This window comes from Pseudomonas sp. KH_046_1 (assembly GCF_057839025.1).
The window spans coordinates 4,041,717-4,062,142 of sequence record NZ_CM174481.1; the positions used below are offsets into that span (position 1 = coordinate 4,041,717).

Genomic DNA, 20,426 nt, shown 5'->3' on the forward strand with positions numbered 1-20,426 from the left:
AAAATCACCGTGCTTTTGTGGCGAGGGAGCTTGCTCCCGCTGGGCTGCGAAGCGGCCCCAGACCATTCAATGCGCAGTGTCAGTGAAATACTGGTGTCAGATTTTACGATTGCTGCGCAATCGAGCGGGAGCAAGCTCCCTCGCCACAGGTGATCACCGCCCCTGACAGGGAAGTTTTCGTACAGGAAAATCAGCGGTTTTGCAGGCCCGTTCCCTTTCTTTTGCAGGACATTTCCTAGATCATTTCGCTCGCTTGCGCCTGCCATTTTCCGTGGCTAGTCTCGGTCCGTCACTGCTCATCAGTGATCGGGTTTAGTAGCCCGGAACAATAGGCGCATAGCGATTCCATGCTCATGTCCGGCAAATTTTGCCGCATGCAGAATATGGTGGCTGTGCGTGGGGCACCTTCGGGTGCACCGGTTTTTCCTATTGACCGGCCTACTAACCTGCGTACAGCCGCCACCCAATCGTTTAGTAGGCGATAAGTGATGGCTCCCATGCAGCAATAGGAGCAACACACATGGAAAGATCCGTTCCCGATCCGCTTCCCGAAAATCCCGCCAACGAAACCGTCACCGACGATTTGCTCAGAGATCGTTCCGCGCTCTACCGAGCCATTGATTTCCACCTCACCGGCAAGCAACCCGCAGCGCCCGATGAAATGCGCTTCTACAACGTCAGCAAAGACGTGAGTTTTGAAGACACCCAACTCTATGTTGCCGACCTGTTGCGCTGTGCTTCAGTCACGGCGTACCAGTGCGGCGATCAACTCAAGGGCGCTGACCGGGCCTTGGTGTTTTCGATCTGGCATTTGCTGGAGATTGCCAAGGCGATGGTTGACCGGTCCATTGAATGTCTGGGGATGAAGCAGGACTGACATTACTCGAGTGTGGGGCAGCCCTGATCGTTTCCACACTCGCTGTTTAATCACATTCGTCTTTATGCTCAGAAATTGGTAGAACTCAACTTCTGAGCAAGCTATGGAAGACCTGATCGATGGCGTGATCCGTGAGGCACCGAACTTGCGGTTCGAGCAGCGGCTGGAGAACCCACCGGAGTTTCCGGATGCGGAGTGTGGGTTGAAGGTATTGGTGTTCAAACTGGGTAGATAACATGATTGTTCGCATCACGGATCAACGTCACCTTCTCACCGCTTACCAAACAGTTTTTGTAAAATCGAAGGCTTCCTGGGATCTCTACGGGCCGGTGAAGGTGGCGCGGTAGCCAAAGCTCTGTTGGCTCCTCCAAGTCTATTCAAAGGTTCAGTTTTACTTGATTCAACTTTCCTGGATTCGGATTTTTTGCTATAGATTTGTTGGGCCGTCAATCCTGTAGCGTCCATCTCAAAAATGATATTCATCCCTTCGCTATCGGCCCAACGTTCTTTGGCTGCTTCCCAAACATCTTGCTCTTTTAGATACCCGATCAAACCAGTGAAATCACGCCTAAATTTCTTTACGAGGTCCGAATATTTCTCGGGGGAATCAATGAAACTCAAGCGCAGCGCTGAATCAAAAGTCGAACTTTCAGGGGCCGGGACATAGCTCACTGACTGTTGTTGCGGAGCGACCTCACGAATCATCGCCTCGACGTCGATCGATGACACGGGCTTGTAGTGCCCGGAAAAATTGGTGATAACGAATCTTGACGAGTCCTGCTCGTCAACCTTCAACACCCCGGCAAACTCTGGCAGGCCCATCTCGGGTTGTATGCCCATATGCTGAAAGTACATATTTACAAAAAGACGAAGCTTACGGTCCTGGTCGCGAAACAGGGCAACCGCGTGCCCGAATGAACCAGGTGTCCACTCGGAACTTTCCCCCTCGATTACTTCCAGTCCTCGGCCATAAACGGGTCCGACACTCACGAAAGTGCTTTTGTGCTCATCCCAAACCAGCTCTTCGAACCACCCTGTTCCAATACTTTTGGCCAAGGGGTTAACGATATCGGTGATAAAAATGTCCACCGGGACTTTTATCGTGCCTTGCCAGTCGTAGAAGCTGACGGGTTTGTTTCCAACCATTTGAAAGACATTGAGACCATCTGCACTCCCTGCAGGATCGGGACAAATCCAGCGCTGCAACCACGGCGCGTAATACCGGTAGCCATAGTAGTAAAGCCCGGTCGCATCCCGCTCCTTGCCCGAGTAGCGGATGGTCTTGTACTGCGCCACCAAGGCACTTTTCCCCGTCCAGCACGCCGTGCCGCCAAAGGGGTAATAGTGTTCCTGGGTCAGCATGCCCGCCTCGTCATCCAGTTCTAGGGTGCTGGAACCGAGGTGATCGCTGAGGCTGTAGCGCCATTGATCGTCATGAGCACCTTGGGGCCAGTGCAGCGCCCGCACGTTGCTGCGCCCGGCTTCGACGCTGATGACGTGATGCTCTTCGCCATCGGCCTGGCGGTGAATTTCCAGACCGGGGAGGTAACGCACTTCCGTGAGCAGGGTGCGGCCGCTGCGGTGGGTGAATCCCGTTTTGCGCAAGCGATGGCCAGGGCGATCGTAGCCATAGCATTCGTAGTCGTCAGGCTCGGTTTCGCGCTTGACCAACGTCACGCGGCTCAATTGATTGCGGCTGTCCCAGAGCATGGCTTGCCCGCGTTGCAGTTCCCGTTGATTGCCACCGGCATCGAAACCCAAGGCGACTTCGGGCTCGCCGGGCAGTGAGCCGTCGTCGCGTTGCGCGAGGCTACGGTTGCTTCGTGCCGAGGTGAACATCGAGAAGCCGGGTGCATCGCTGTGCTGGCGGCTGATCAGGTTGCCGCCCCGGTCGTACTCGAAGCGTTGGGTGTAATTGCGCCGCTGGTTGGGGTCCAGCGGTGTGGGTAGCAGTGTCGGCAGGGCCGGGCCATGACTCGGCTGGCTGACCTCCCAGCCTTGGACTTCGACCAGTTGATACAGGCTGTCGTAGCGGTAGCGATTGATCGGGTCGATGCGCTGGTTGTTGAAATGGGTGACGGCTTGGGACTCGTCGTGCAGCTCGACGATGTTGCCCGCCGGGTCGTAGACGTAGTTCAGGTCCTGCAAGGGCTTCTGGTTTCCGACTGCCGCTACCAGCCGGATCAGCCGGCCGTCATCGGCAGCGTATTCGACGTGGGTCAGCACCCCATTGCCGGCGGTTTCGCGTTCGACCTGATCCTGGGCGTTGTAGCGAATGTCGTGGACCAAGGATTGCGGCTGCTTGCTCTCACCGGCCATTTGCAGCCCGACCTCACTCGGTTTGCCCGCCACGTCGTAACCAAAGGTGCGAACGTTGCCGATGGCATCGGTTTGTTCCTGAAGCTCGCCGGTGGGGTTGACGATGTGGCGAGTGATGAATGATTGGGCTTCCAGACACGCCTCGCGGTCATCGATATCCAAGGGCCAATCAGGTGTTTCGAGGTCAGCGAGGAAGCGTCGATCTTCTACCAGCAAGGCACCGGCAAGCCCATAGACGGGAAAGATTTGAGTACCCGCCGGATGGTCATGACGGATCATCTGTCCGCACTGGTTGTGTTCGGCGAATGCAGGACTGCAATCACCGTAGCTCAAGCGCTCCACCACACGAGGTCGTTCCCCCGCGGCCTGTTCCGTGACGGTGACGAGCCGCTGTTGTTCGTCGAACTCGGTGTGACGCTGACTGCCTCGTGCATCCCAGAACGAAAGAGGTAACCCAACCTGGTCCAGCACACTCAACTGCCAACCGGCATCGACGCTGTCCATCAACAACGGTTGCCCACTCAAGCCGTAGACCGTGGTCAGGTTCGGCTTCGGCGCCGTGCCCCACAACCGCGGATCCCACGACTCGACCAACCGCCCTGCCGCGTCGAAACTTTGCCGGGTGGTGCGCGGGTCAATCTCCGGGCTGTCGGGATGACGGCAATAGCCGATGCTGCGAACCGTCAGGGTGCGTGGATCGATGACCGACAGCGTTGGTGTCGCGGCGTGGTGGTGAGTGTTCACGGCATTGACGGTCCTTCGCTCTGACTGAGGACAGACTGAGCCTTTTTTCGCCGGACCGAAACTGTAAGAAGTTACAGGTCTGCGCCTGTGACATCGCCATGGTGGGCAAAGCTTTTTCCATTCAAGCGGATGAGATGCAGGGCTGTCGATTCAACGCGGCTGCAACACCAGCGCAAACAACTCGCCATGCCCGTTCACGTTGAGCTTGTGATAGAGGTTGCGCCGATGCACTTTCACCGTTTCCGGGGAGATGCCCAATTGCTGGGCGATGGCCTTGCTGGAAAAACCCTGGAGAATCAGGCGCGCGGTTTCGATTTCCCGCAGGGTCAGGCGTGCGTCGAAGCGATCAAGCAAAGTCGCCAGGTCGCCCGCCGGTGGTTCGGCGACCGGCCCTTCCGGCGGCAGCAAATCCAGGTGTCGGCGCATCGCCGCCAGCACCCAGTCACGCACGCACAGCAGGCGGCCCTGTTCCTCCAGACTGAAGCGCGTCGAACGCCCCAGGGACAGGCCGAGCACGGCGCCATCGACGTTGACCATGAACTGCAACTCGTCCCCACCGACCACGGTGCTGAAGTAACTCAGGTAGTACTCACTGTGCTGGAACTGGTCGGGGGCCACCGAGTCAAGACTGTGCAAGCCGTCGGCGATGCCCGCGCAAGCGGCTTGGTAGAACGGATCGAGCAGGTACATGCCAGCGCTGTAGTCCGCCAGTTCTTCATGTTCTTCGGTGCTGCTCTTGGCATCGAAGTCAATCAGCAGGCGCGGCACATGGCCCGGGCGCATCAGCGCTACCAAAGCGTTGTCCAGCGGCACCAGCAAACGCAAGGTATCCACCAGCGCACGCCAGAAACTGTCCCGCCCCACCGCCGTGAAGACCCGCGCCAGCCCCTGGTGCACCGGCAACTCTTTCAACAACGCGTCCACGCACTACCCCTTTTGAGTAACCCATGATGGGAATGGGTGAAGGCCACCCCGGTCGATACGCTGCAAACTCCTGATTACCACCGGCCGCAACAGGCCAGGAGTGCCGCATCATGAGTCGTCACCGCTTGTATTTCAATCTGGGGTTTGGCGCCTGCCTGGCGGTGTCGCTGTCGGCTTTTGCGGTCGAAGCCCCGACGGTGCACGTGTACAACTGGTACGACTACATCGGCCCCACCACCTTGCAGGACTTCAAGCGTGACACCGGGATTGCGCCGGTCTACGACACCTTCGACAGTGCCGAAGTGCTCGAGGGCAAATTGCTCACCAGCCGTAGCGGCTACGACGTGGTGGTGGCCAGCAACTTCAGTTTGCCCACGCTGATCAAGGCCGGTGCCCTCGCCCCCCTGCCCCGTGCGCAGATGCCGGACTTCAAGAACATGGACAGCGAACTGCTGGCGAAACTGGCCAACAACGATCCGGGCAACCAGTACGCCGTGCCCTACCTGTGGGGCACCAACGGCATTGGCTACAACATCGACAAAGTCCGCGCAGCGCTGGGCGACAAGGCACCGGTGGATTCCTGGGACCTGGTGTTCAAGGAAGAGAACCTGGCCAGGCTCAGCGAATGCGGCGTAGCCATGCTCGACTCGCCGTCGGAGATGCTGCCGGTCGCCCTGCACTACCTCGGCCTGCCGCCCAACAGCACCAACCCCGAGGACTACAAGAAGGCCGAAGCGCTGCTGCTCAAGTTGCGCCCGCACATTGCCTACTTCAACTCGTCGAAGTTCATCAGCGACCTGTCCAACGGCAACATCTGCGTGGCGGTGGGCTGGTCCGGCGCGATGCTCGAAGCCAGGAACACCGCCGAGCAGGCCGGCAACGGCGTGAAGATCGCCTACAGCTTGCCCAAGGAAGGCGCGCCGGTGTGGTTCGACACGCTGGTGCTGCTCAAGGATGCACCGCACCCGGAACAAGGGATGGCCTTCATCGACTACCTGATGCGCCCTGAAGTCATCGCCCCGGTCAGTGACCACCTCAACTATCCCAATGGCAACCGTAGCGCGACCACACTGGTGGCCGAAGCGACCCGCAGCAACCCGGCCGTTTATCCACCCGCCGAAGCCATGGCGACCTTGTTCACCCTCCAGCCCCTGCCGCCCGCTACCGAGCGCGTGCGCACGCGGATCTGGAGCAAGGTCAAAAACGGTCAGTGAATCCAGTTCTGTTCTGTGGCGAGGGAGCTTGCTCCCGCTTGAGTGCGCACCACTCACAAAATCGACGTATTAACTGAGATCTTGGGGCTGCTGCGCAACCCAGCGGGAGCAAGCTCCCTCGCCACAGGATCGAGTTGGCCTGCAAATTTTCTGGAATGAATTAACGATGAGAAAACCCATGAAACCACGCGCCCGTGACCTGAACATCCCGATCGGCCAACTGCAACCCGGCCCGCTCAATGCCATCACCGACGTCCCCGGCGTACGGGTTGGCCACAGCGATGTACGAGGACGCACCGCCAATGGCCGCGACATCCTCACCGGCGTCACCGTCATCGAACCGCGCGCCGGTTCCACCAGTCAGCAACCCTGCTTTGCCGGTGTGCATGTGCTCAACGGCAATGGCGATGCCACGGGGCTGGAGTGGATACGCGAAGCCGGCTTGCTGACCAGCCCCATCGCCTTCACCAACACCCACAGCCTGGGCGTGGTGCGCGACGCGCTGATCGTGCTCGACCGCGAACAGCAACCCGATGACGGGCGCCTCTACTGGAACATGCCGGTGGTGCTGGAAACCTTCGACGGTCTGCTCAACGACATCAACGGTTTTCACGTGAAGCCTGAACACGTGGCCCAGGCCGTGCATTCGGCGACGGGCGGCCCGGTGGCCGAAGGCAATGTCGGCGGTGGCAGCGGCATGATCTGCCACGAATTCAAGGGCGGTATTGGCACCGCCTCGCGCCGCTTGAGCAGCGCCCAGGGCGGCTGGACGGTGGGGGCGATCGTCCAGGCCAACCACGGCATTCGTAATGAATTGCGCGTCGATGGCTACCCGGTCGGGCGCTACATGGAACAGGTCGACTCGCCATTCCTCAAGGCCTCGCTACCCCATCCGGGCATGGGGTCGATCGTGGTCTGCCTGGCCACCGATGCGCCGTTGCTGCCACACCAGTGCACCCGCCTGGCCCAGCGCGCCAGCCTCGGCCTAGCCCGCACCGGCGGCGGTAATGAAGACCACAGCGGCGACATCTTCATCGCCTTCGCCACCGGTAACGATCACGTGCCACCGGCTGCCTACGAGACCAAGAAAGCGCCGACCACCCACAACCTGAGCATGGTCAACAACGACCACATCAGCGAGCTGTTCCTGGCCGCCACCGAAGCCGTGGAAGAAGCCATCATCAATGCCCTGCTCGCCGCCGAAACGGCCGAAGGCAACGGGCATGGGGTGCAGGGGCTGGATGCCGAGACCTTGCTCAAGGCGTTGCGCCGCGCCGACTGGCCGGGGGATGCGACTAGCGGTACTTGAGTGAAACACTAGGTCTTTTTAGGATGAACTTACGCAGTCGCTTGCCTGTGCAAGCCGCTGCGTAGGTGGTGAGTGCACTGAACCCCTATCAAGCTCACCGCTTGTTTCACGCGCATCTTGAGCCTCACGGCTCCACTTCCTCCCCATCAAGAGCTTTGAGGCTCTTTTTTTACCTCCGAAAACCAACACTGTTCATTGTGGGAGCGAGCCTGCTCGCGAAAGCGGATTATCAGTCGACATCAATGTTGAATGGTAAATAGCCTTCGCGAGCAGGCTCGCTCCCACAGGGGGGAAAGTCATTGTGCTTCGCCGGTGCACAGCGACCGCCACGCCGCCTGCGCCAGCATGTCCCGGTACGCCTTCGGGCTGCCCTTGACCCGGCCCGACAACCAGGCTCGGCAGTAACTGTCTGCCTGGCCGACGATCAGCGACGGGATCAGCTCCGCCGGCAAACTCCCCAGTTCATTACCCTGTGCCCCCAGCCATTCCAGCAACTGCCTGTTGCGCGCCTTGTTGCGGGTGGCGAGTTCGTCCTTGAACGGCCCCTTGGTGACGGCAAACCGCGCGTGATACTGGAACCGCGCCCACTCCGGCTGGCTATCGACCCAATCCACATAACTGTGCACCAGCGCATGCACCCCCGCTTGAGTGGTTTTGGCCTCAGCCAGGTAGCTGTCGCGCAAGCGGGCCTGATCATCGAGGGCGGTAAAAAACAGCGCCGCCACCAGGCCTTCCTTGTTGCCGAAATGGTGATAGATCGCGCCGACACTGGTATCGCATTCGGCGCGGATCATTTCGATGGTGGTGGCCTCGATCCCCTGTTCGTTGAACAGGCCCAGGGCCTTTCTGAAGATGTCGCGCTTGAGTTCGGCGCGTCGTCCGGGGTAGCAGCGTTCGAGCAGATCGGCGGTTTCCATGCGCAAAGACAGTCCGGAAAAGTCATCGGTAGGGCTGGCGGTGGCCAGCGAACAAGTGGCGCTAGGTTGACAGATTTCCCTTCGACAGAATACTGTTCCGTTACAGAATATTATTCTGTTAAAGAATATTATTCTGCAAACTGTCATCCTCAAGAGGCATCAAAATGAGTCAGTTCCTCAGCATGTTCAGCAGCGCAGGCCCGCAAGCGTTCAGCAAAATGGCCTGCCAGGTGGCGCCCTACTTCTCCACCATCAACCCGTTGGTCAAGGATTTGCGCAAAGGCAGCGCCACCGTGCACGTGCCGTTTGCCCGGGAGATCACCAATCATTTGGGTACGGTGCATGCGATTGCGATGTGCAACGCCGCCGAACTGGCCGCCGGAATGATGACCGACGTTTCCATTCCCGCCGGCGCACGCTGGATCCCCAAAGGCATGACCGTGGAATACCTGGCCAAGGCCAAGAGCGATGTGACGGCGGTGGCCGAGGGGAATGCGGTGGACTGGACCACCGAAGGCGACAAGGTCGTGCCGGTGGACATTCACGATGCCGAGGGCAAGAAGGTGTTCACGGCGCGGATCACCATGAATGTGAAGCTGGCTTAAGCGCTGACCGCAATTGAATGTGGGAGCGGGCTTGCTCGCGAAAGCGGTGGTTCAGTCAACATTGATGTTGAATGTGATGGCGCCTTCGCGAGCAAGCCCGCTCCCACAGGGGAAATGTGGTGATTGGGAGAGTTCGGTCAGACCAGGCGCAATCGAGGTCCGCCAGCGGGTACGGCATCCTCTCCGAGCCGCCCCCGCACAAACTCTTGGGCCTTGCGCGTCAACTGGTCCAGATGTCGGTCGCGCTGTTTTTCCGCGTCGGTCATGGCCCGCTTGCCATGCTTTTGCAAAAGATAGGTGTGAATCTGCCGCACCTCCAGCGAGCTGTAGATCGACGCCACATCCAGCAGCGCCATCAAGCCATCGGTGGCGTGGTCGCGGGTGTTCATCAATACCTGGGTCGCACGCACGCCCACCACCTCAAAGCCCATCGCCTCGAAATACGGCACCTTGGCCACCGCGCAGGTCAGTTCGGCATGGGGGTAACGGCCGACCATTTCGCGCAGCATCCGCCGGGCCACGCCCTGGCGCCGATACTCGGCGTGCACCGCCATGTACGCCACACCGCAGGCCTCCGGGTCGTCCTGCACCGGCAGGTACAGCACAAAGCCAGTCACCTTTTGCGGGTCGTCTTCGTCCGTGGCGACGATCAACTCCACGGCAATGCCTTTTTCACCGTTCAGCGCCTCCAGATACAGGTGCACCTCATAGCCGATCGCGTATTGATAGAGGTTGTACAGCAGGTTGCTGGGCGGGATCGCGACCATGCTGATGTCGGTCAGGTTGTCGACCACCATCTGCAGGATCTGGCTATTGATGTGCTCGGGGCACGGGGTCTTGAAATGGCTGATCAGGGGCATTGCGGTGACAGGCTCCGGGGGCGAGGGCCGCCTATCATAGCGCGCCTGGCACCAGCGGTCCGAAGAGTGATGGACAGACATCCCCCGTTGATGGGCCATGCGCATCGCCGACGTTTGCGTTATTGCTGGAGGCGTTGCATTTTCGAGGCTGACAACAGTGAGTCAGGCACACTTTGTGCTGGATGAAATGGACGCTATCGCGAGCAGGCTCGCTCCCACAGGGGACTGCGGTTTTGCCCACTCCTCGATCTTCTGTGGGAGCTCGCCTGCTCGCGATAGCGTCCACCATCACACCGGTCCGTGGTGTGAGTGGGGGAGGAATGGGTGGGTGAAAGCCCCCAACTTTGAGGATTCCCACCCACAGCGCCACTACGACTAAAGTCCAAACCGCCAGCCTTTTGATATCAAACAACTTTTCGTCTCCCACGTTTTTTCCCCACGATTGGCGCACCTCTTGCACTGAGCGAATGGCGAACGTCAGCCACACCGGCGCGCCCCGAGGGGAACAACATGATAAAAATGCCAGACCTCAAATCGCTCGGCTTTTTCAACAAACCGGGCATCGCCGCTGTGATGCTGATCAACGTCAGCCTCGGTACCGTCAACGCCGTACCGCTGGATGATTTCGGCCCGCCACCGCCGACGGACCCCTCGGCGTTTACCAACCCGCCGGCCGACCCCAAGGCCGCGGTGGATGCCATAGAGGCCATGCCACCCGCCAACACGGGTGCCTACGCCCTGCCCAATGGCGTGTTTGGCACCCGCACCACGCCAACGACCGACAACGTGCTGCCGCCAGCCCTGCAGACATCCTTCAAAATCCCCACCAACGGCAAGCCCAGCCCATTGTTCGGGGCCCAGCCGTACACTCAGCAACTGCTGCTGTTCGAAGAATTCGGCACGGAAAAACTCGACCCGACACTGCCGGCACCGCCCCTGACCTTCCCGGTTCCGCTCGTCGGCCCGGCACCCACCCAGGACCCGAACAACATCGCCCGCAGCGGTCCTTCGGCCGCGGCGCTGGAAGCCTTCATGCGCCAGCCGGGGCTGTACCCGTTTCCGTCGCAGTTTTCCAACGTGCTGGACCGCAACCCATGGAAAGCGCAGATCGAAGCCTTCCTCAACCGCCATCCGGTCGGCTCACCGGCCGAAGGTCGTCCGCCAGGAAAAGGCTGGTCGCACCAGCGCTGGAACGAGTTTTACCCACAGGTCGCCTTCAAGACCGCTCAAGCGGGCGCCAAGCTCAACGGCGGCATGCGCGACCGCCGGCAGTTGCACAACTACGCCGTCGGTGAGTTCGGGCCTGGCGGACTCTACAACCAGACCTCGGACAACCCGATCATTGCGGGCACTACCAAAGGTATCGACACCCGCTTTCACCCCAACATGCCGATTCAGAACCACAAGGCGCTCTGGACCTTCGACGGCACCTTTCCGCCAAAACTGCTGATGGTGCGGTACGGCCAACCCGTGCTGATGCGGCACTACAACGCCCTGCCGATCGATCCGTCGGCCAACATGGGTTTCGGTCTGCACACCCTCAGCACCCACGAACACAACGGCCACTCCCCGGCCGAAAGCGACGGCTATGCCAATGCGTTTTTCTTTCCGGGGCAGTACTACGACTATCGCTGGCCGATCCAGTTGGCCGGTTACGACACCATCAACACCAGCGCTCAGGATCCGCGCGCGGCGTTCCCCTGCGCCCCGGGCGAAACCCTGTATGTCAACGATGCCACTCCGGGCCTGAAGACGTGCAACAACGGCACCATCAAGATCCGTGGCGACTGGCGCGAAACCATGAGCACCCACTGGTTCCACGACCACATGCTCGATTTCACCGCGCAGAACGTCTACAAGGGCAACGCGACGATGATGAACTACTACAGCGCCCTGGATCGTGGCAACGAAGCGCTGCAAGACGGCGTCAACCTGCGCCTGCCCAGCGGTTCGGCGTTGCCCTGGGGCAACCGCGACTACGATGTGAACCTGATGGTGGCCGACAAGGCCTGGGACACCACTGGTCAGCTATGGTTTAACCCGTTCAACACCGACGGTTTTCTCGGCGATCAGATCCTGGTCAACTGGCAGTACCAGCCACGCCTGAATGTGCGCGCGCGCAGCTATCGCTTCCGTATTCTCAATGGCTCGGTGTCACGTTTCTTCAGGATCGCGCTGGTGCGTGAAATCGTTGGCACCGGCGGCGAATTCCCCGGCCCGACAGGCTCCGGCCTGTCCTATACCCGCGTGCCGTTCCACTTGATCGCCAACGACGGCAACCTCATGGAACACGCCGTGCCGTTCGACGGCAGCATGGACCTGGACGCCGACGGCGATGTGCAGGACCACAACGCCATCCTTCCCAGCCAGGGCATCGCCGAGCGTTTCGACATCATCGTCAACTTCTCGAAACACGGGATCAGCACCGGCGACAAGCTGTACTTCGTCAACCTGATGGAGCACCACGACGGCAAGGGTCCGGAAAGTCTGCCGCTGAGCCTGGCCGACGTCCTGTCCGGCAAGTACAAGGCGGTGCTCAAACTGGGCAGCAAAGGGCTGGAATGGGACGCCGGCGACCCGGCGGTGGGCAAGTTCATGCAGATGGTGGTCCAGCCTTATGCTGGCCAGGACGTGAGCATGAACCCCGCCGACTACGAACCCGCCAAACCGGGCAAGGCGGCGGGTAAAACCATGATTGCGCTGACCCTCAACCGTGACGACCCGACGGTGCAGGCCACGCTCAAGGCGGCGCGGCATCGCGAGTTCACTTTCGGCCGCTCCGACGGCACCGACGAAGAACCCTGGACGATCAAGTCCGACGGTGGGTTCGGCTTCCAGATGGACCCTCGAATCATCAGCGCCGCTCCGCAACTGGCCACCGGCCCGACCCCTGCCGGGTTCTCCGGCGACGGCACCCTGGAAGTGTGGAAAATCAGGAACGGCGGCAACGGCTGGAGCCACCCGGTGCACGTGCACTTCGAAGAAGGCATCGTTCTCAACCGCGACGGCAAGGCGCCGCCGGAATGGGAAAAATGGGCGCGCAAGGACGTCTATATCATCGGCCAGGGCATCGACAGTTCGGTGGACGTGGACATAGCGATCCGCTTCCGCGAGTTCGCCGGGACCTACATGGAGCACTGCCACAACACCCAGCACGAGGACACCTCGATGCTGCTGCGCTGGGATGTCGAGCACCCCGGCCAGTTCCAGTTGATGCCAACGCCCCTGCCTGGCTGGGACGGCGTCACCTACGTCAATTCCGCCGCGCTGCCGACTTTCCGCACTGGCGATGAACGTGTCGAGGACCTCGATAACCAAAAACCGATCGCCAACGCCGATAGCGCCATCAGTAACACCGGCCAACCGGTGACCATCAACGTGCTGGCCAACGACAGCGACCCCGACGGTAACGTGCCACTCAAAGTGGTGGGGCTGGAGCAACCGGACTCCGGCAAGGGCGTGGTCAGCACCGATGGCCTGCGCGTGACCTACACACCACCGGCCACGGTCCCCGCGCCGTTCACCGCGACCTTTACCTATAGGGCCAGCGATGCCAAGGACGCGGAGTCGGCACCGGCGACGGTGTCCGTAGCGGTCTCGGCAGCGGTCAACGAGAGCCTGATCGTTACCAGCGCTACCGTCACCGCCCGCAGTAACAGCCGCTGGTATTGGGTCCTGTCCGGCACCACCTCCCGTGGCGCGGGCAATACCATCACAGCGACTGCCACCACCACGACCGGTACGGTGAACCTTGGCGCCGCCGTCCTGACGCTTACGCCTACAGGCGCGCGCTGGAATATAGCAGTGACGACCGCCGGCAGTGGCCCGTCGCCGAGCCCGACGGCGACCATCAAATCGGCCTTCGGCAAAACCGTGACGGTGCCGATAAAGGCGAACTAGAGCGGATTGATCGACGCCCGGTCCATGCAATGTGGATCGGGCGTTTTTCATTTGTGCAGCGTACTCAGATTTTGCATTCACCAAAGATCAAATGTGGGAGCGAGCCTGCTCGCGAAAGCGGAGTGTCAGGCGACATCTCTACGACAGGTTCGCCGCCTTCGCGAGCAGGCTCGCTCCCACAACAGGAATGTCGTTGACCGGAAGTTAACGTTCGGCCCAACTCACCGCTGCGGCGCCACCATCCGGAAGCGGATATTGATCTCGTTGGACACCACACTGTCCGCCCACTCGCCCTCGCCGATCTTGAAGTCGTCACGCTTGAGCACCAGTTGGCCCTCGAAGATGCCGATGGCGCTCTCCGATTTGAGCAGCACCGGCACACTCACTTCCCGAGTGAGTCCCCGCAGGGAAAGCTTGCCGGTGATGGTGTAGCGGTTATTGCCCAGGGCCTTGATGGACGTCGACTCGAAGGTCGCCACCGGATAAGTCGCGGTGTCGAACCACGCCGGTTTTTGCAGCTCGGTGTTGGCGTCGTTGTTGCCGGCGTCGATGCTTTTCAGGTCGATGGTCAGCGCGGCATGGGCGGCGCCGGGGTTATCGGTGTCGAAGTCCAGTTTGGCCTTGAACTTGCCAAAGGTGCCGAAGGCTTTCGAACCCATCTGCACATAGGTGAAACTCAAGGTGCTGGCCCTGGCGTTCACATCCTTGTATTCCACGGCTTCAGCAAACGGCACCGGGCCGAACACAAGCGTGCCGGCCAGAGCGACACAACGCGCGGATCGAAGGTTCATGGCACTCTCCGGGAGGGCTCCCGTCTTGAGTTGGCGTGCCGCACAGGTCGGGTGGCACCCAATGGACTAAAGCAAACAACCGGCGTTTATTCCACCTCACCCGTTGATTTGCGACCGCCTGCCGCTGGCCGTCCGCACTACCCGCACTCCCCGCGTTGCCACCCCCGCTGCAACAGCTCGATCACCTCGGCATCCGAGGTCTGGGAAAAATCCATGTACCAATGGCCAATTGACATGAACCACTCGGGTATCAGCGGGCAGATCAACTCATCCACCTCACTGCGCAGCGCCTGCACCGTTTCGATCGGCGCCACCGGCACCGCCACCACGATGCGCGATGGCCCCTGCACCCGCAGCGCCTTAATCGCCGCCATCATCGAAGCACCGGTGGCCAGGCCGTCGTCGATCAGGATCACCACCTGATCCTTGAGCTGCACCGCCGGCCGAGTGCCGCGGTAGACCTGCTCGCGGCGCAGCAGCTCGCGGCTTTCCCGTTCGACCACGGCGTCGAATGCAGCCTTATCGATCGGATGCACCCGCAGCGCCTCTTCATTACGAATCTGGATACCGCCACTGGCAATCGCGCCCATGGCGTACTCCGGGTGGGACGGCACGCCGAGCTTGCGCACCAGCATCAGGTCCAGGCGAACCTTCAGCGCCGTGGCCACTTCATAAGCCACCGGCACGCCGCCACGGGGCAAGGCCAGAACGATGACATCAGAGCGATTGGCGTAAGGCAGCAACGGCTCAATCAAACGCCGCCCGGCCGCTGGCCGGTCTTGCAGGATGGAATGGGACAAGGGGCTCATTTGAAAACCTCCCCAGGCGATCGCGCCTGTCGGTGAGTCCTGCTCCCACTGATAAAGTGCCTGATTTTCAGTGTGCACAAGACTACAAACACCACCGTCCCTGTGGGAGCGGCGATGCAGCGATCCGACTTGCCCGCGAAAGCGCAAGCACAGTCAACATCTACACCACTGAACCACCACAATCGCGAACAGGCAATCAAAAAACCAACTACACCAATCGCTCAATCTTCTGATGCTGCCACACCACTTTGTAATACAGCGTCTGCAACGCCAGCATCCCCAGATACGCCACCGGAAACGCCATCCATACCCCTTGCAGCCCGTACTTCGCATCCAGCAGATACGCCGCTGGCAACTGAATCCCGACCACGCAGACAATGGAAATCGCCACCGGCACCATCACCGTGCCGCTGGCGCGCATGATGCCGCCGATGATCGCCTGGAAGCCGAACACCAACAGGCTCCAAAGCATGATGTGCAACAGGTGCTGGGCCATGGTCCGCGTCGCTTCTTCGGTGAGGAACGATGCCAGCAACCAGTGCGACAGCAAATACCCCAGCACCACCAGACCACCGGTCAGGCACACGTTGATCATCAACCCCGTGCGCAAAATCGGCCCCATGCGCTCGATGCGCCCGGCCCCGATCGCCTGCGCTCCGAGGATCGACGCGGTAATCGCAATCGACAGCGCCGGGAACTGCACGTAATTGACGATCTGCGTCACCGCGCCATACGCCGCCGTCGCCTGGGAACCGTGCTGGTTCACCAGCGCCAGAATCACCAGCTCCGACAGCGACAACACCACCATCTGCAATCCGGTGGGCAAACCGATGCGCAGCACCTTGCCGAGAATCGCCATGTCCAGCTTCATCGCCGCAAAGAACTCGCGGTCCGGCGCCAGCGGATGGCCCTTGCCAAGCAAGCGCCACGCCAGCAGCCCCATCGCCACCAGGTTACCCACCAGCCCGGCAACCGCCGCACTCTGAATCCCCATCGGCGCAAAACCCAACCACCCGCGAATCAATGCCGGCGTCAGCGCCAGCCCCACGCAGGTCGACACCACCAGCGCCAGCAACGGCGACAACGTATCACTGACCCCGCGCAGCAACTGCGTGAACAACACAAACACCAACAGCGACGGCATGATCCACAACATCACATGGGCATACGCCACCGCATCGTCCAGCACATCCGCCGGCGTCCCCAACCCCACCAACGCCGACCGCGCAAACACACTCCCCACCACCGCCGCCACCAACCCGATCAACACCCCCAACAACAACGTCGCCCCGGCAATCGCCTTCACCAGATGCGTCTCCCGCGCCCCCCACGCCTGCCCGATCAACACCCCCGCGCCGGCGCCAAGGCCGATGACCAGGGCGATGAAGAAAAACACGATGGGGAACATTCCCGACACCGCCGCCAGGGCCTGGGTGCCGAGCATCTGGCCGATGTAGATGCTGTTGACCGTGCCGGACATGGATTGCAGGAAGTTCGACAGTACCATCGGGGCGAGGAAAAGGAGGTAGGTTTTCCAGAGGGCGCGTTGGGGCTTGGGGGTTTGCATTCGGGAAGATCCATTTCGACGGCGTGAGCGAAGATTAAGGATAGCGTGGGAGGCTGAATCCAAGGGGCCGTGAACATCTCAGGTCTGTGTTTATATTTCCAGCGACGTGAGGTGAAAGGTCTGAAGTTTCATCGTCGCGGGTCCTACATGAAGCTCGGAATGTCTCACCTTCCCGCGCTGATCCCGTGCGGCTTATAGTCGGTGCCGTCGCCCAGAATGGCGATTCGGGTTTGGCGACCTGACAATAGAGAATGACCAACTGACGGCCTTGAGCCCATCAAACAGAGATCATTCAATATGAATCGATATATGCCCCTCACCGGAATTGATCTGGTTCCGGCTTCCCTGCTCATCGACACCCAAGCCCCACTCGACGTTCTGCAAGCCATGGCCGACTACCGAATTCGGACAGTCACGCAGGTGCTGGAAAACATCGCCTACCGATCCGAACTTGGTTGCGACACCGTGGTGCTGGAGGACTTTTCCAAGTTGCTGGTCATTCCGTTGCGAGATGGGTGTGATTTGATGGATGTGATTGGGCGGCGGTTACGGGCGCAGGCTGCGGAGTAGCAATATGCCCGTAACAAAGAGAAGAGCCGCTGCGACAGCGGCTCAACCTGGGAAACCTTCGATGATTTAAACGACCGGACAAGGGAACCGGACGACCACGAAATGATGGCTACTGCCACCGTTCTCTGACACCTGCGTTCAGGCACTTGGTGCTGTCAATCAAAGGTATATTTGCCTTCGAGCATGAATGCCGGTTCTCTCCAGTTGGGCCCTCTCACAACTCCGCCCCCACTATATTTGATAAAACCGGCATCACACATTTTGTGGACAAGGTTCAATAGCCCTATGTTGTTCTCCACATGCGCCCAGTTAGCCCGATTATAAAGGCCATCAAGCTGAGGAAAGGAAATACCTAATTGATTTTTGGTTACAAATAGAATTACCTCTTCAGGTTTCTCGTTAAGCACGATGGTTGCAATGACGCTCATTATTTTATCCCTCCAAGTTCCTTGTACTCTCGTTCCCTTTGCTTTTCATCCGCTTCTAAAGCATCAGGCGTATAGAGCAATTCAAAAGCATCTTTGACTTTGTAGTCCTCCGGCGTCGCGGCGTGAGTGTTGTTCCAAACAACACCGTCATCCGAGTTTACACCGTCAGCTACACCTAATGCTCTGTAACGTTCGAGCTCTCTGATTTCATGAGTATAGAAGCGTTTGTCCACATCTGTGATGACCAATTCACCCAGCAGAATTTTTTTCAAGCGATCAATCATGATGGCATTGGCATCCGAAGATCTGAAACGTCCCGTATGTAATTTGACCAGGTCAATACCCGTTTGGGTCACAGCAGCACTTGTCCAATCGAGATCGAGGATTGGGCCTCCAGCTTTGGCGGGATTGAAAAGTCGACCGCTGTATTTTCCCCTTGTGGTTGCTCCTTCATAAGGACTATTAAAAACAACGTAGATTGGCGGTAGACCGCTTTCAATCGGAAAGCAGTAAATGCAATCCCTGAAATCAGGCAACTCGACCGCGGGTAAGGTTTCAGGCTGCACAAGCAATGGCGACAGCGTAACTCCAGTGTATGTCGGTACTTGCGCAGGTCGGGCAGGCGAAGTTGTCGAACCGTTTCCCAAGTGAATAATTGGAAAACTGAGGATAATGGGCGGTGTATCGTTTGACGTGAAACTGTAGCTGCTGGTCGTTGGATCGAATGCCAATGCTCGTACTGGCACTTTTTCCGAGACGCTCCCTCCAGCCGGGGTTGCAACGAGTGTGTATTGGTTAAGGTCGCCATAAATCCGATAAGGAAGGTCAATGGTTCCTTCGGCAGCGGCGATTTCATTCAGGTTTGACGGCAGCTTTGGTAAAAAAGTGGTACCGGGTAGTTTGAGAGCTGTTTGAGGAAAGCGTTCGCCGTTAGCAAGAGCAGGTGAATAGAACAAGGCTCCGATCCCAACAGCAGTGGCCCGACTGATTAGTGCTTCCCCCAACCCTGCCAATAACCTAATGCCTCCCTGGATTCGCGCCCCGAAGGTCCAACCGTCGGCGAAATGGATGGCAATGGCACCCGCCACGGTTCCTGCCTCTTCGCCATGACCAATGGGCAACCTGTAGGTGTAGGCGACTTCGCCCCTTGCCAAGGCGCGATGGATTTCAGCGTCTGCAGTTGCGGAAGCGTCCTCCAAAATGCGAACGGCCTCGATAAGGATTCGTTTAACGTAGGCGGCAGTTAGCGACAACAGGAACTCTTCATAAAAACTTAGTCGTACTTCATCATCTCTTTCTGACTCCACATCACTTGCAAAAAACTCGGCAATTGTTTCCCTGTCTAGCGACAATGCGTCCACGCCAATATGCAATATTGCATCGTGCCAACTTCCGTGCATTGTGACCCTTTGCAAAAGCTCAACGATGATCACTTTCTTTTTTAAGGCAGCTTCCAGCGCATTTAACTCTTGGGAGTCAATGCCTGCGGCTATGCGTTTCTCTAGATAATCTCGAATATTCGGTGCACCACCCGAAAAAACATTCGTTATCTGATCGTGCGCCGAAAGAAATATCGCCACTAATTGTTGGTATTCGTTTCTGGTTTTTTTGACGCCCTCAATACTATGCGGCGTAGTAACCGCCGGGACATTCCCATCCCAAAACAAAATGCTATCGAAGCCTGAAGGAAAAACTGAGACTTGCGCAGCTTGAACCGGCAGAGACCCAGACGTTATTGAAGGTGAATAATGAGTAACTGGTTTTTGCATATAGCACTCCATGCAACAATATTAATTCCATTAAATAGACAGAACAAAAGTTATGCCGCAACAACATAGCAATTTCAATACTTCAATATTTACTGCATGCATCGCGCGAAAAATAGCATTAGGCCCAAACAACCTCTGCGGCTTCCAGCAAAATCCTCACCGTTGGCCATTCCGTTGCACGATGGTTGTGACTTGATAGATGTGATTGGGCGGCGGTTACGGGCGCAGGATTCTGAGTAAAGGAAAACGGGCATCAAAGGTGCCCGTTTTTTGTCTGACGAGAAAAGTGGTTTACTTGTTCTGAGGCTCGATCCTGGCGAAGCGCGCCAGGCTTTATCTTCTTTCCGTCGGTTTGACGCCTGGATGCCTTATGGAGATGAACCGTACAAAGCAGTTTGTCTGTGGATCAACTCAACACAACAACCCTCTTGAGCGCCTCATCCATGTGCTGGAGGCATCCCTCGAATTGATATCGCTTCCTGAGAATGATTTCTGCTGGTCTTTTTGGGTTGACAGCGATGAAGCAAAAGCAGAACTGGAGGGGTTGATCAAATCGCTTAAAGCCGGGGTGCTGCCCGCAAGAACCCACTTTGCTGTACTTTTTGCGCCAACAGGTCCGCTGCAAGAGCTCAGTCTCAGCAGTGGGTGGGCGGAAACCTTTTTGAAAATCGCCAGTAAATATGACGAGATAGAGGCACGGTTGTGGTGAGGGAATGATGCTGGCTTGGCGAATGCCAGAGTCGAAATACCAAGCACTTCCAATGATGGCTTTGGATCGTTTTCAGCACTTCGGGGCAGGCAAAAATCGGCCAGAAACAGCCTG

Annotated in this window: 16 protein-coding genes and 1 pseudogene; 8 read left to right on the top strand and 9 right to left on the bottom strand. The window is 58.7% G+C overall.

The window, feature by feature from the left end:
* Positions 1–520: 520 nt before the first annotated feature.
* Both AC3IT9_RS18615 and AC3IT9_RS18620 read left to right on the top strand, forming a co-directional pair.
* The gene (locus AC3IT9_RS18615) at positions 521–877 is read left to right on the top strand and encodes a DUF6124 family protein (protein ID WP_489270666.1); all 357 of its coding nucleotides are present in this window, start codon (positions 521–523) and stop codon (positions 875–877) included.
* Between the two features lie 112 nt (positions 878–989).
* A pseudogene (locus AC3IT9_RS18620) lies at positions 990–1,112 on the top strand (class I SAM-dependent methyltransferase); the annotation flags it as partial.
* Between the two features lie 35 nt (positions 1,113–1,147).
* Here AC3IT9_RS18620 and AC3IT9_RS18625 read toward each other — a convergent pair.
* Both AC3IT9_RS18625 and AC3IT9_RS18630 read right to left on the bottom strand, forming a co-directional pair.
* Entirely contained in the window at positions 1,148–3,940 is a 2,793-nt protein-coding gene (locus AC3IT9_RS18625) for an RHS repeat domain-containing protein (protein ID WP_489270667.1), read from the bottom strand.
* Positions 3,941–4,090: 150 nt separating this feature from the next.
* Positions 4,091–4,864 (bottom strand): helix-turn-helix transcriptional regulator, encoded by a 774-nt coding sequence (locus AC3IT9_RS18630; protein WP_423503950.1) that lies wholly within the window; start codon positions 4,862–4,864, stop codon positions 4,091–4,093.
* A gap of 110 nt (positions 4,865–4,974) precedes the next feature.
* Between AC3IT9_RS18630 and AC3IT9_RS18635 the strand changes: the two genes are divergently transcribed.
* The gene (locus tag AC3IT9_RS18635; protein WP_150726021.1) at positions 4,975–6,078 is read left to right on the top strand and encodes an extracellular solute-binding protein; all 1,104 of its coding nucleotides are present in this window, start codon (positions 4,975–4,977) and stop codon (positions 6,076–6,078) included.
* A gap of 178 nt (positions 6,079–6,256) precedes the next feature.
* Complete coding sequence (locus AC3IT9_RS18640) at positions 6,257–7,387, top strand: DmpA family aminopeptidase (protein WP_489270668.1); 1,131 nt, start codon at positions 6,257–6,259, stop codon at positions 7,385–7,387.
* 296 nt (positions 7,388–7,683) lie between these two features.
* Here the strand turns inward: AC3IT9_RS18640 and AC3IT9_RS18645 are convergent, their stop codons facing one another.
* Complete coding sequence (locus AC3IT9_RS18645) at positions 7,684–8,304, bottom strand: TetR/AcrR family transcriptional regulator (protein ID WP_489270669.1); 621 nt, start codon at positions 8,302–8,304, stop codon at positions 7,684–7,686.
* A gap of 164 nt (positions 8,305–8,468) precedes the next feature.
* Here AC3IT9_RS18645 and AC3IT9_RS18650 point away from each other — a divergent pair, with 164 nt between their 5' ends.
* The gene (locus AC3IT9_RS18650; protein ID WP_150726018.1) at positions 8,469–8,909 is read left to right on the top strand and encodes a hotdog fold domain-containing protein; all 441 of its coding nucleotides are present in this window, start codon (positions 8,469–8,471) and stop codon (positions 8,907–8,909) included.
* A gap of 137 nt (positions 8,910–9,046) precedes the next feature.
* Here AC3IT9_RS18650 and AC3IT9_RS18655 read toward each other — a convergent pair whose 3' ends face one another.
* Complete coding sequence (locus tag AC3IT9_RS18655; RefSeq protein ID WP_489270670.1) at positions 9,047–9,769, bottom strand: GNAT family N-acetyltransferase; 723 nt, start codon at positions 9,767–9,769, stop codon at positions 9,047–9,049.
* Positions 9,770–10,279: 510 nt separating this feature from the next.
* On the opposite strand from AC3IT9_RS18655, the gene AC3IT9_RS18660 reads away from it, so the two are divergent.
* Positions 10,280–13,669, top strand: a complete 3,390-nt coding sequence (locus AC3IT9_RS18660) for an Ig-like domain-containing protein (RefSeq protein WP_489270671.1) — start codon at positions 10,280–10,282, stop codon at positions 13,667–13,669.
* 221 nt (positions 13,670–13,890) lie between these two features.
* Here AC3IT9_RS18660 and AC3IT9_RS18665 read toward each other — a convergent pair whose 3' ends face one another.
* The 3 genes from AC3IT9_RS18665 to AC3IT9_RS18675 form a co-directional block, all read right to left on the bottom strand.
* A complete protein-coding gene (locus tag AC3IT9_RS18665; RefSeq protein ID WP_489270672.1) occupies positions 13,891–14,460 on the bottom strand; it encodes a YceI family protein in 570 nt (189 codons plus the stop codon).
* A gap of 137 nt (positions 14,461–14,597) precedes the next feature.
* The gene (locus AC3IT9_RS18670; RefSeq protein WP_489270673.1) at positions 14,598–15,269 is read right to left on the bottom strand and encodes a phosphoribosyltransferase; all 672 of its coding nucleotides are present in this window, start codon (positions 15,267–15,269) and stop codon (positions 14,598–14,600) included.
* 208 nt (positions 15,270–15,477) lie between these two features.
* On the bottom strand, positions 15,478–16,836 hold the full coding sequence (locus AC3IT9_RS18675; protein ID WP_489270674.1) for an MATE family efflux transporter: 1,359 nt from the start codon (positions 16,834–16,836) through the stop codon (positions 15,478–15,480).
* A 297-nt stretch (positions 16,837–17,133) separates the two neighbouring features.
* On the opposite strand from AC3IT9_RS18675, the gene AC3IT9_RS18680 reads away from it, so the two are divergent.
* Complete coding sequence (locus AC3IT9_RS18680; RefSeq protein WP_095946406.1) at positions 17,134–17,406, top strand: hypothetical protein; 273 nt, start codon at positions 17,134–17,136, stop codon at positions 17,404–17,406.
* A gap of 155 nt (positions 17,407–17,561) precedes the next feature.
* Here the strand turns inward: AC3IT9_RS18680 and AC3IT9_RS18685 are convergent, their stop codons facing one another.
* Positions 17,562–17,834, bottom strand: a complete 273-nt coding sequence (locus AC3IT9_RS18685) for a hypothetical protein (protein ID WP_102685608.1) — start codon at positions 17,832–17,834, stop codon at positions 17,562–17,564.
* The gene (locus AC3IT9_RS18690; protein ID WP_489270676.1) at positions 17,834–19,603 is read right to left on the bottom strand and encodes an S-type pyocin domain-containing protein; all 1,770 of its coding nucleotides are present in this window, start codon (positions 19,601–19,603) and stop codon (positions 17,834–17,836) included. The genes AC3IT9_RS18685 and AC3IT9_RS18690 overlap by 1 nt, the downstream gene beginning before the upstream one ends.
* A gap of 370 nt (positions 19,604–19,973) precedes the next feature.
* Between AC3IT9_RS18690 and AC3IT9_RS18695 the strand changes: the two genes are divergently transcribed.
* The gene (locus AC3IT9_RS18695; protein WP_489270677.1) at positions 19,974–20,312 is read left to right on the top strand and encodes a hypothetical protein; all 339 of its coding nucleotides are present in this window, start codon (positions 19,974–19,976) and stop codon (positions 20,310–20,312) included.
* The last annotated feature ends 114 nt before the right edge of the window (positions 20,313–20,426 follow it).

Excerpts from the sequence above, each read along its gene's own strand:
- AC3IT9_RS18615 (WP_489270666.1), top strand. The coding sequence starts at position 521 with ATGGAAAGATCCGTTCCCGATCCGCTTCCCGAAAATCCCGCCAACGAA.
- AC3IT9_RS18635 (WP_150726021.1), top strand. The coding sequence starts at position 4,975 with ATGAGTCGTCACCGCTTGTATTTCAATCTGGGGTTTGGCGCCTGCCTG.
- AC3IT9_RS18640 (WP_489270668.1), top strand. The coding sequence starts at position 6,257 with ATGAAACCACGCGCCCGTGACCTGAACATCCCGATCGGCCAACTGCAA.
- AC3IT9_RS18645 (WP_489270669.1), bottom strand. The coding sequence starts at position 8,304 with ATGGAAACCGCCGATCTGCTCGAACGCTGCTACCCCGGACGACGCGCC.
- AC3IT9_RS18650 (WP_150726018.1), top strand. The coding sequence starts at position 8,469 with ATGAGTCAGTTCCTCAGCATGTTCAGCAGCGCAGGCCCGCAAGCGTTC.
- AC3IT9_RS18655 (WP_489270670.1), bottom strand. The coding sequence starts at position 9,769 with ATGCCCCTGATCAGCCATTTCAAGACCCCGTGCCCCGAGCACATCAAT.
- AC3IT9_RS18660 (WP_489270671.1), top strand. The coding sequence starts at position 10,280 with ATGATAAAAATGCCAGACCTCAAATCGCTCGGCTTTTTCAACAAACCG.
- AC3IT9_RS18665 (WP_489270672.1), bottom strand. The coding sequence starts at position 14,460 with ATGAACCTTCGATCCGCGCGTTGTGTCGCTCTGGCCGGCACGCTTGTG.
- AC3IT9_RS18670 (WP_489270673.1), bottom strand. The coding sequence starts at position 15,269 with ATGAGCCCCTTGTCCCATTCCATCCTGCAAGACCGGCCAGCGGCCGGG.
- AC3IT9_RS18675 (WP_489270674.1), bottom strand. The coding sequence starts at position 16,836 with ATGCAAACCCCCAAGCCCCAACGCGCCCTCTGGAAAACCTACCTCCTT.
- AC3IT9_RS18680 (WP_095946406.1), top strand. The coding sequence starts at position 17,134 with ATGAATCGATATATGCCCCTCACCGGAATTGATCTGGTTCCGGCTTCC.
- AC3IT9_RS18685 (WP_102685608.1), bottom strand. The coding sequence starts at position 17,834 with ATGAGCGTCATTGCAACCATCGTGCTTAACGAGAAACCTGAAGAGGTA.
- AC3IT9_RS18690 (WP_489270676.1), bottom strand. The coding sequence starts at position 19,603 with ATGCAAAAACCAGTTACTCATTATTCACCTTCAATAACGTCTGGGTCT.
- AC3IT9_RS18695 (WP_489270677.1), top strand. The coding sequence starts at position 19,974 with ATGGAGATGAACCGTACAAAGCAGTTTGTCTGTGGATCAACTCAACAC.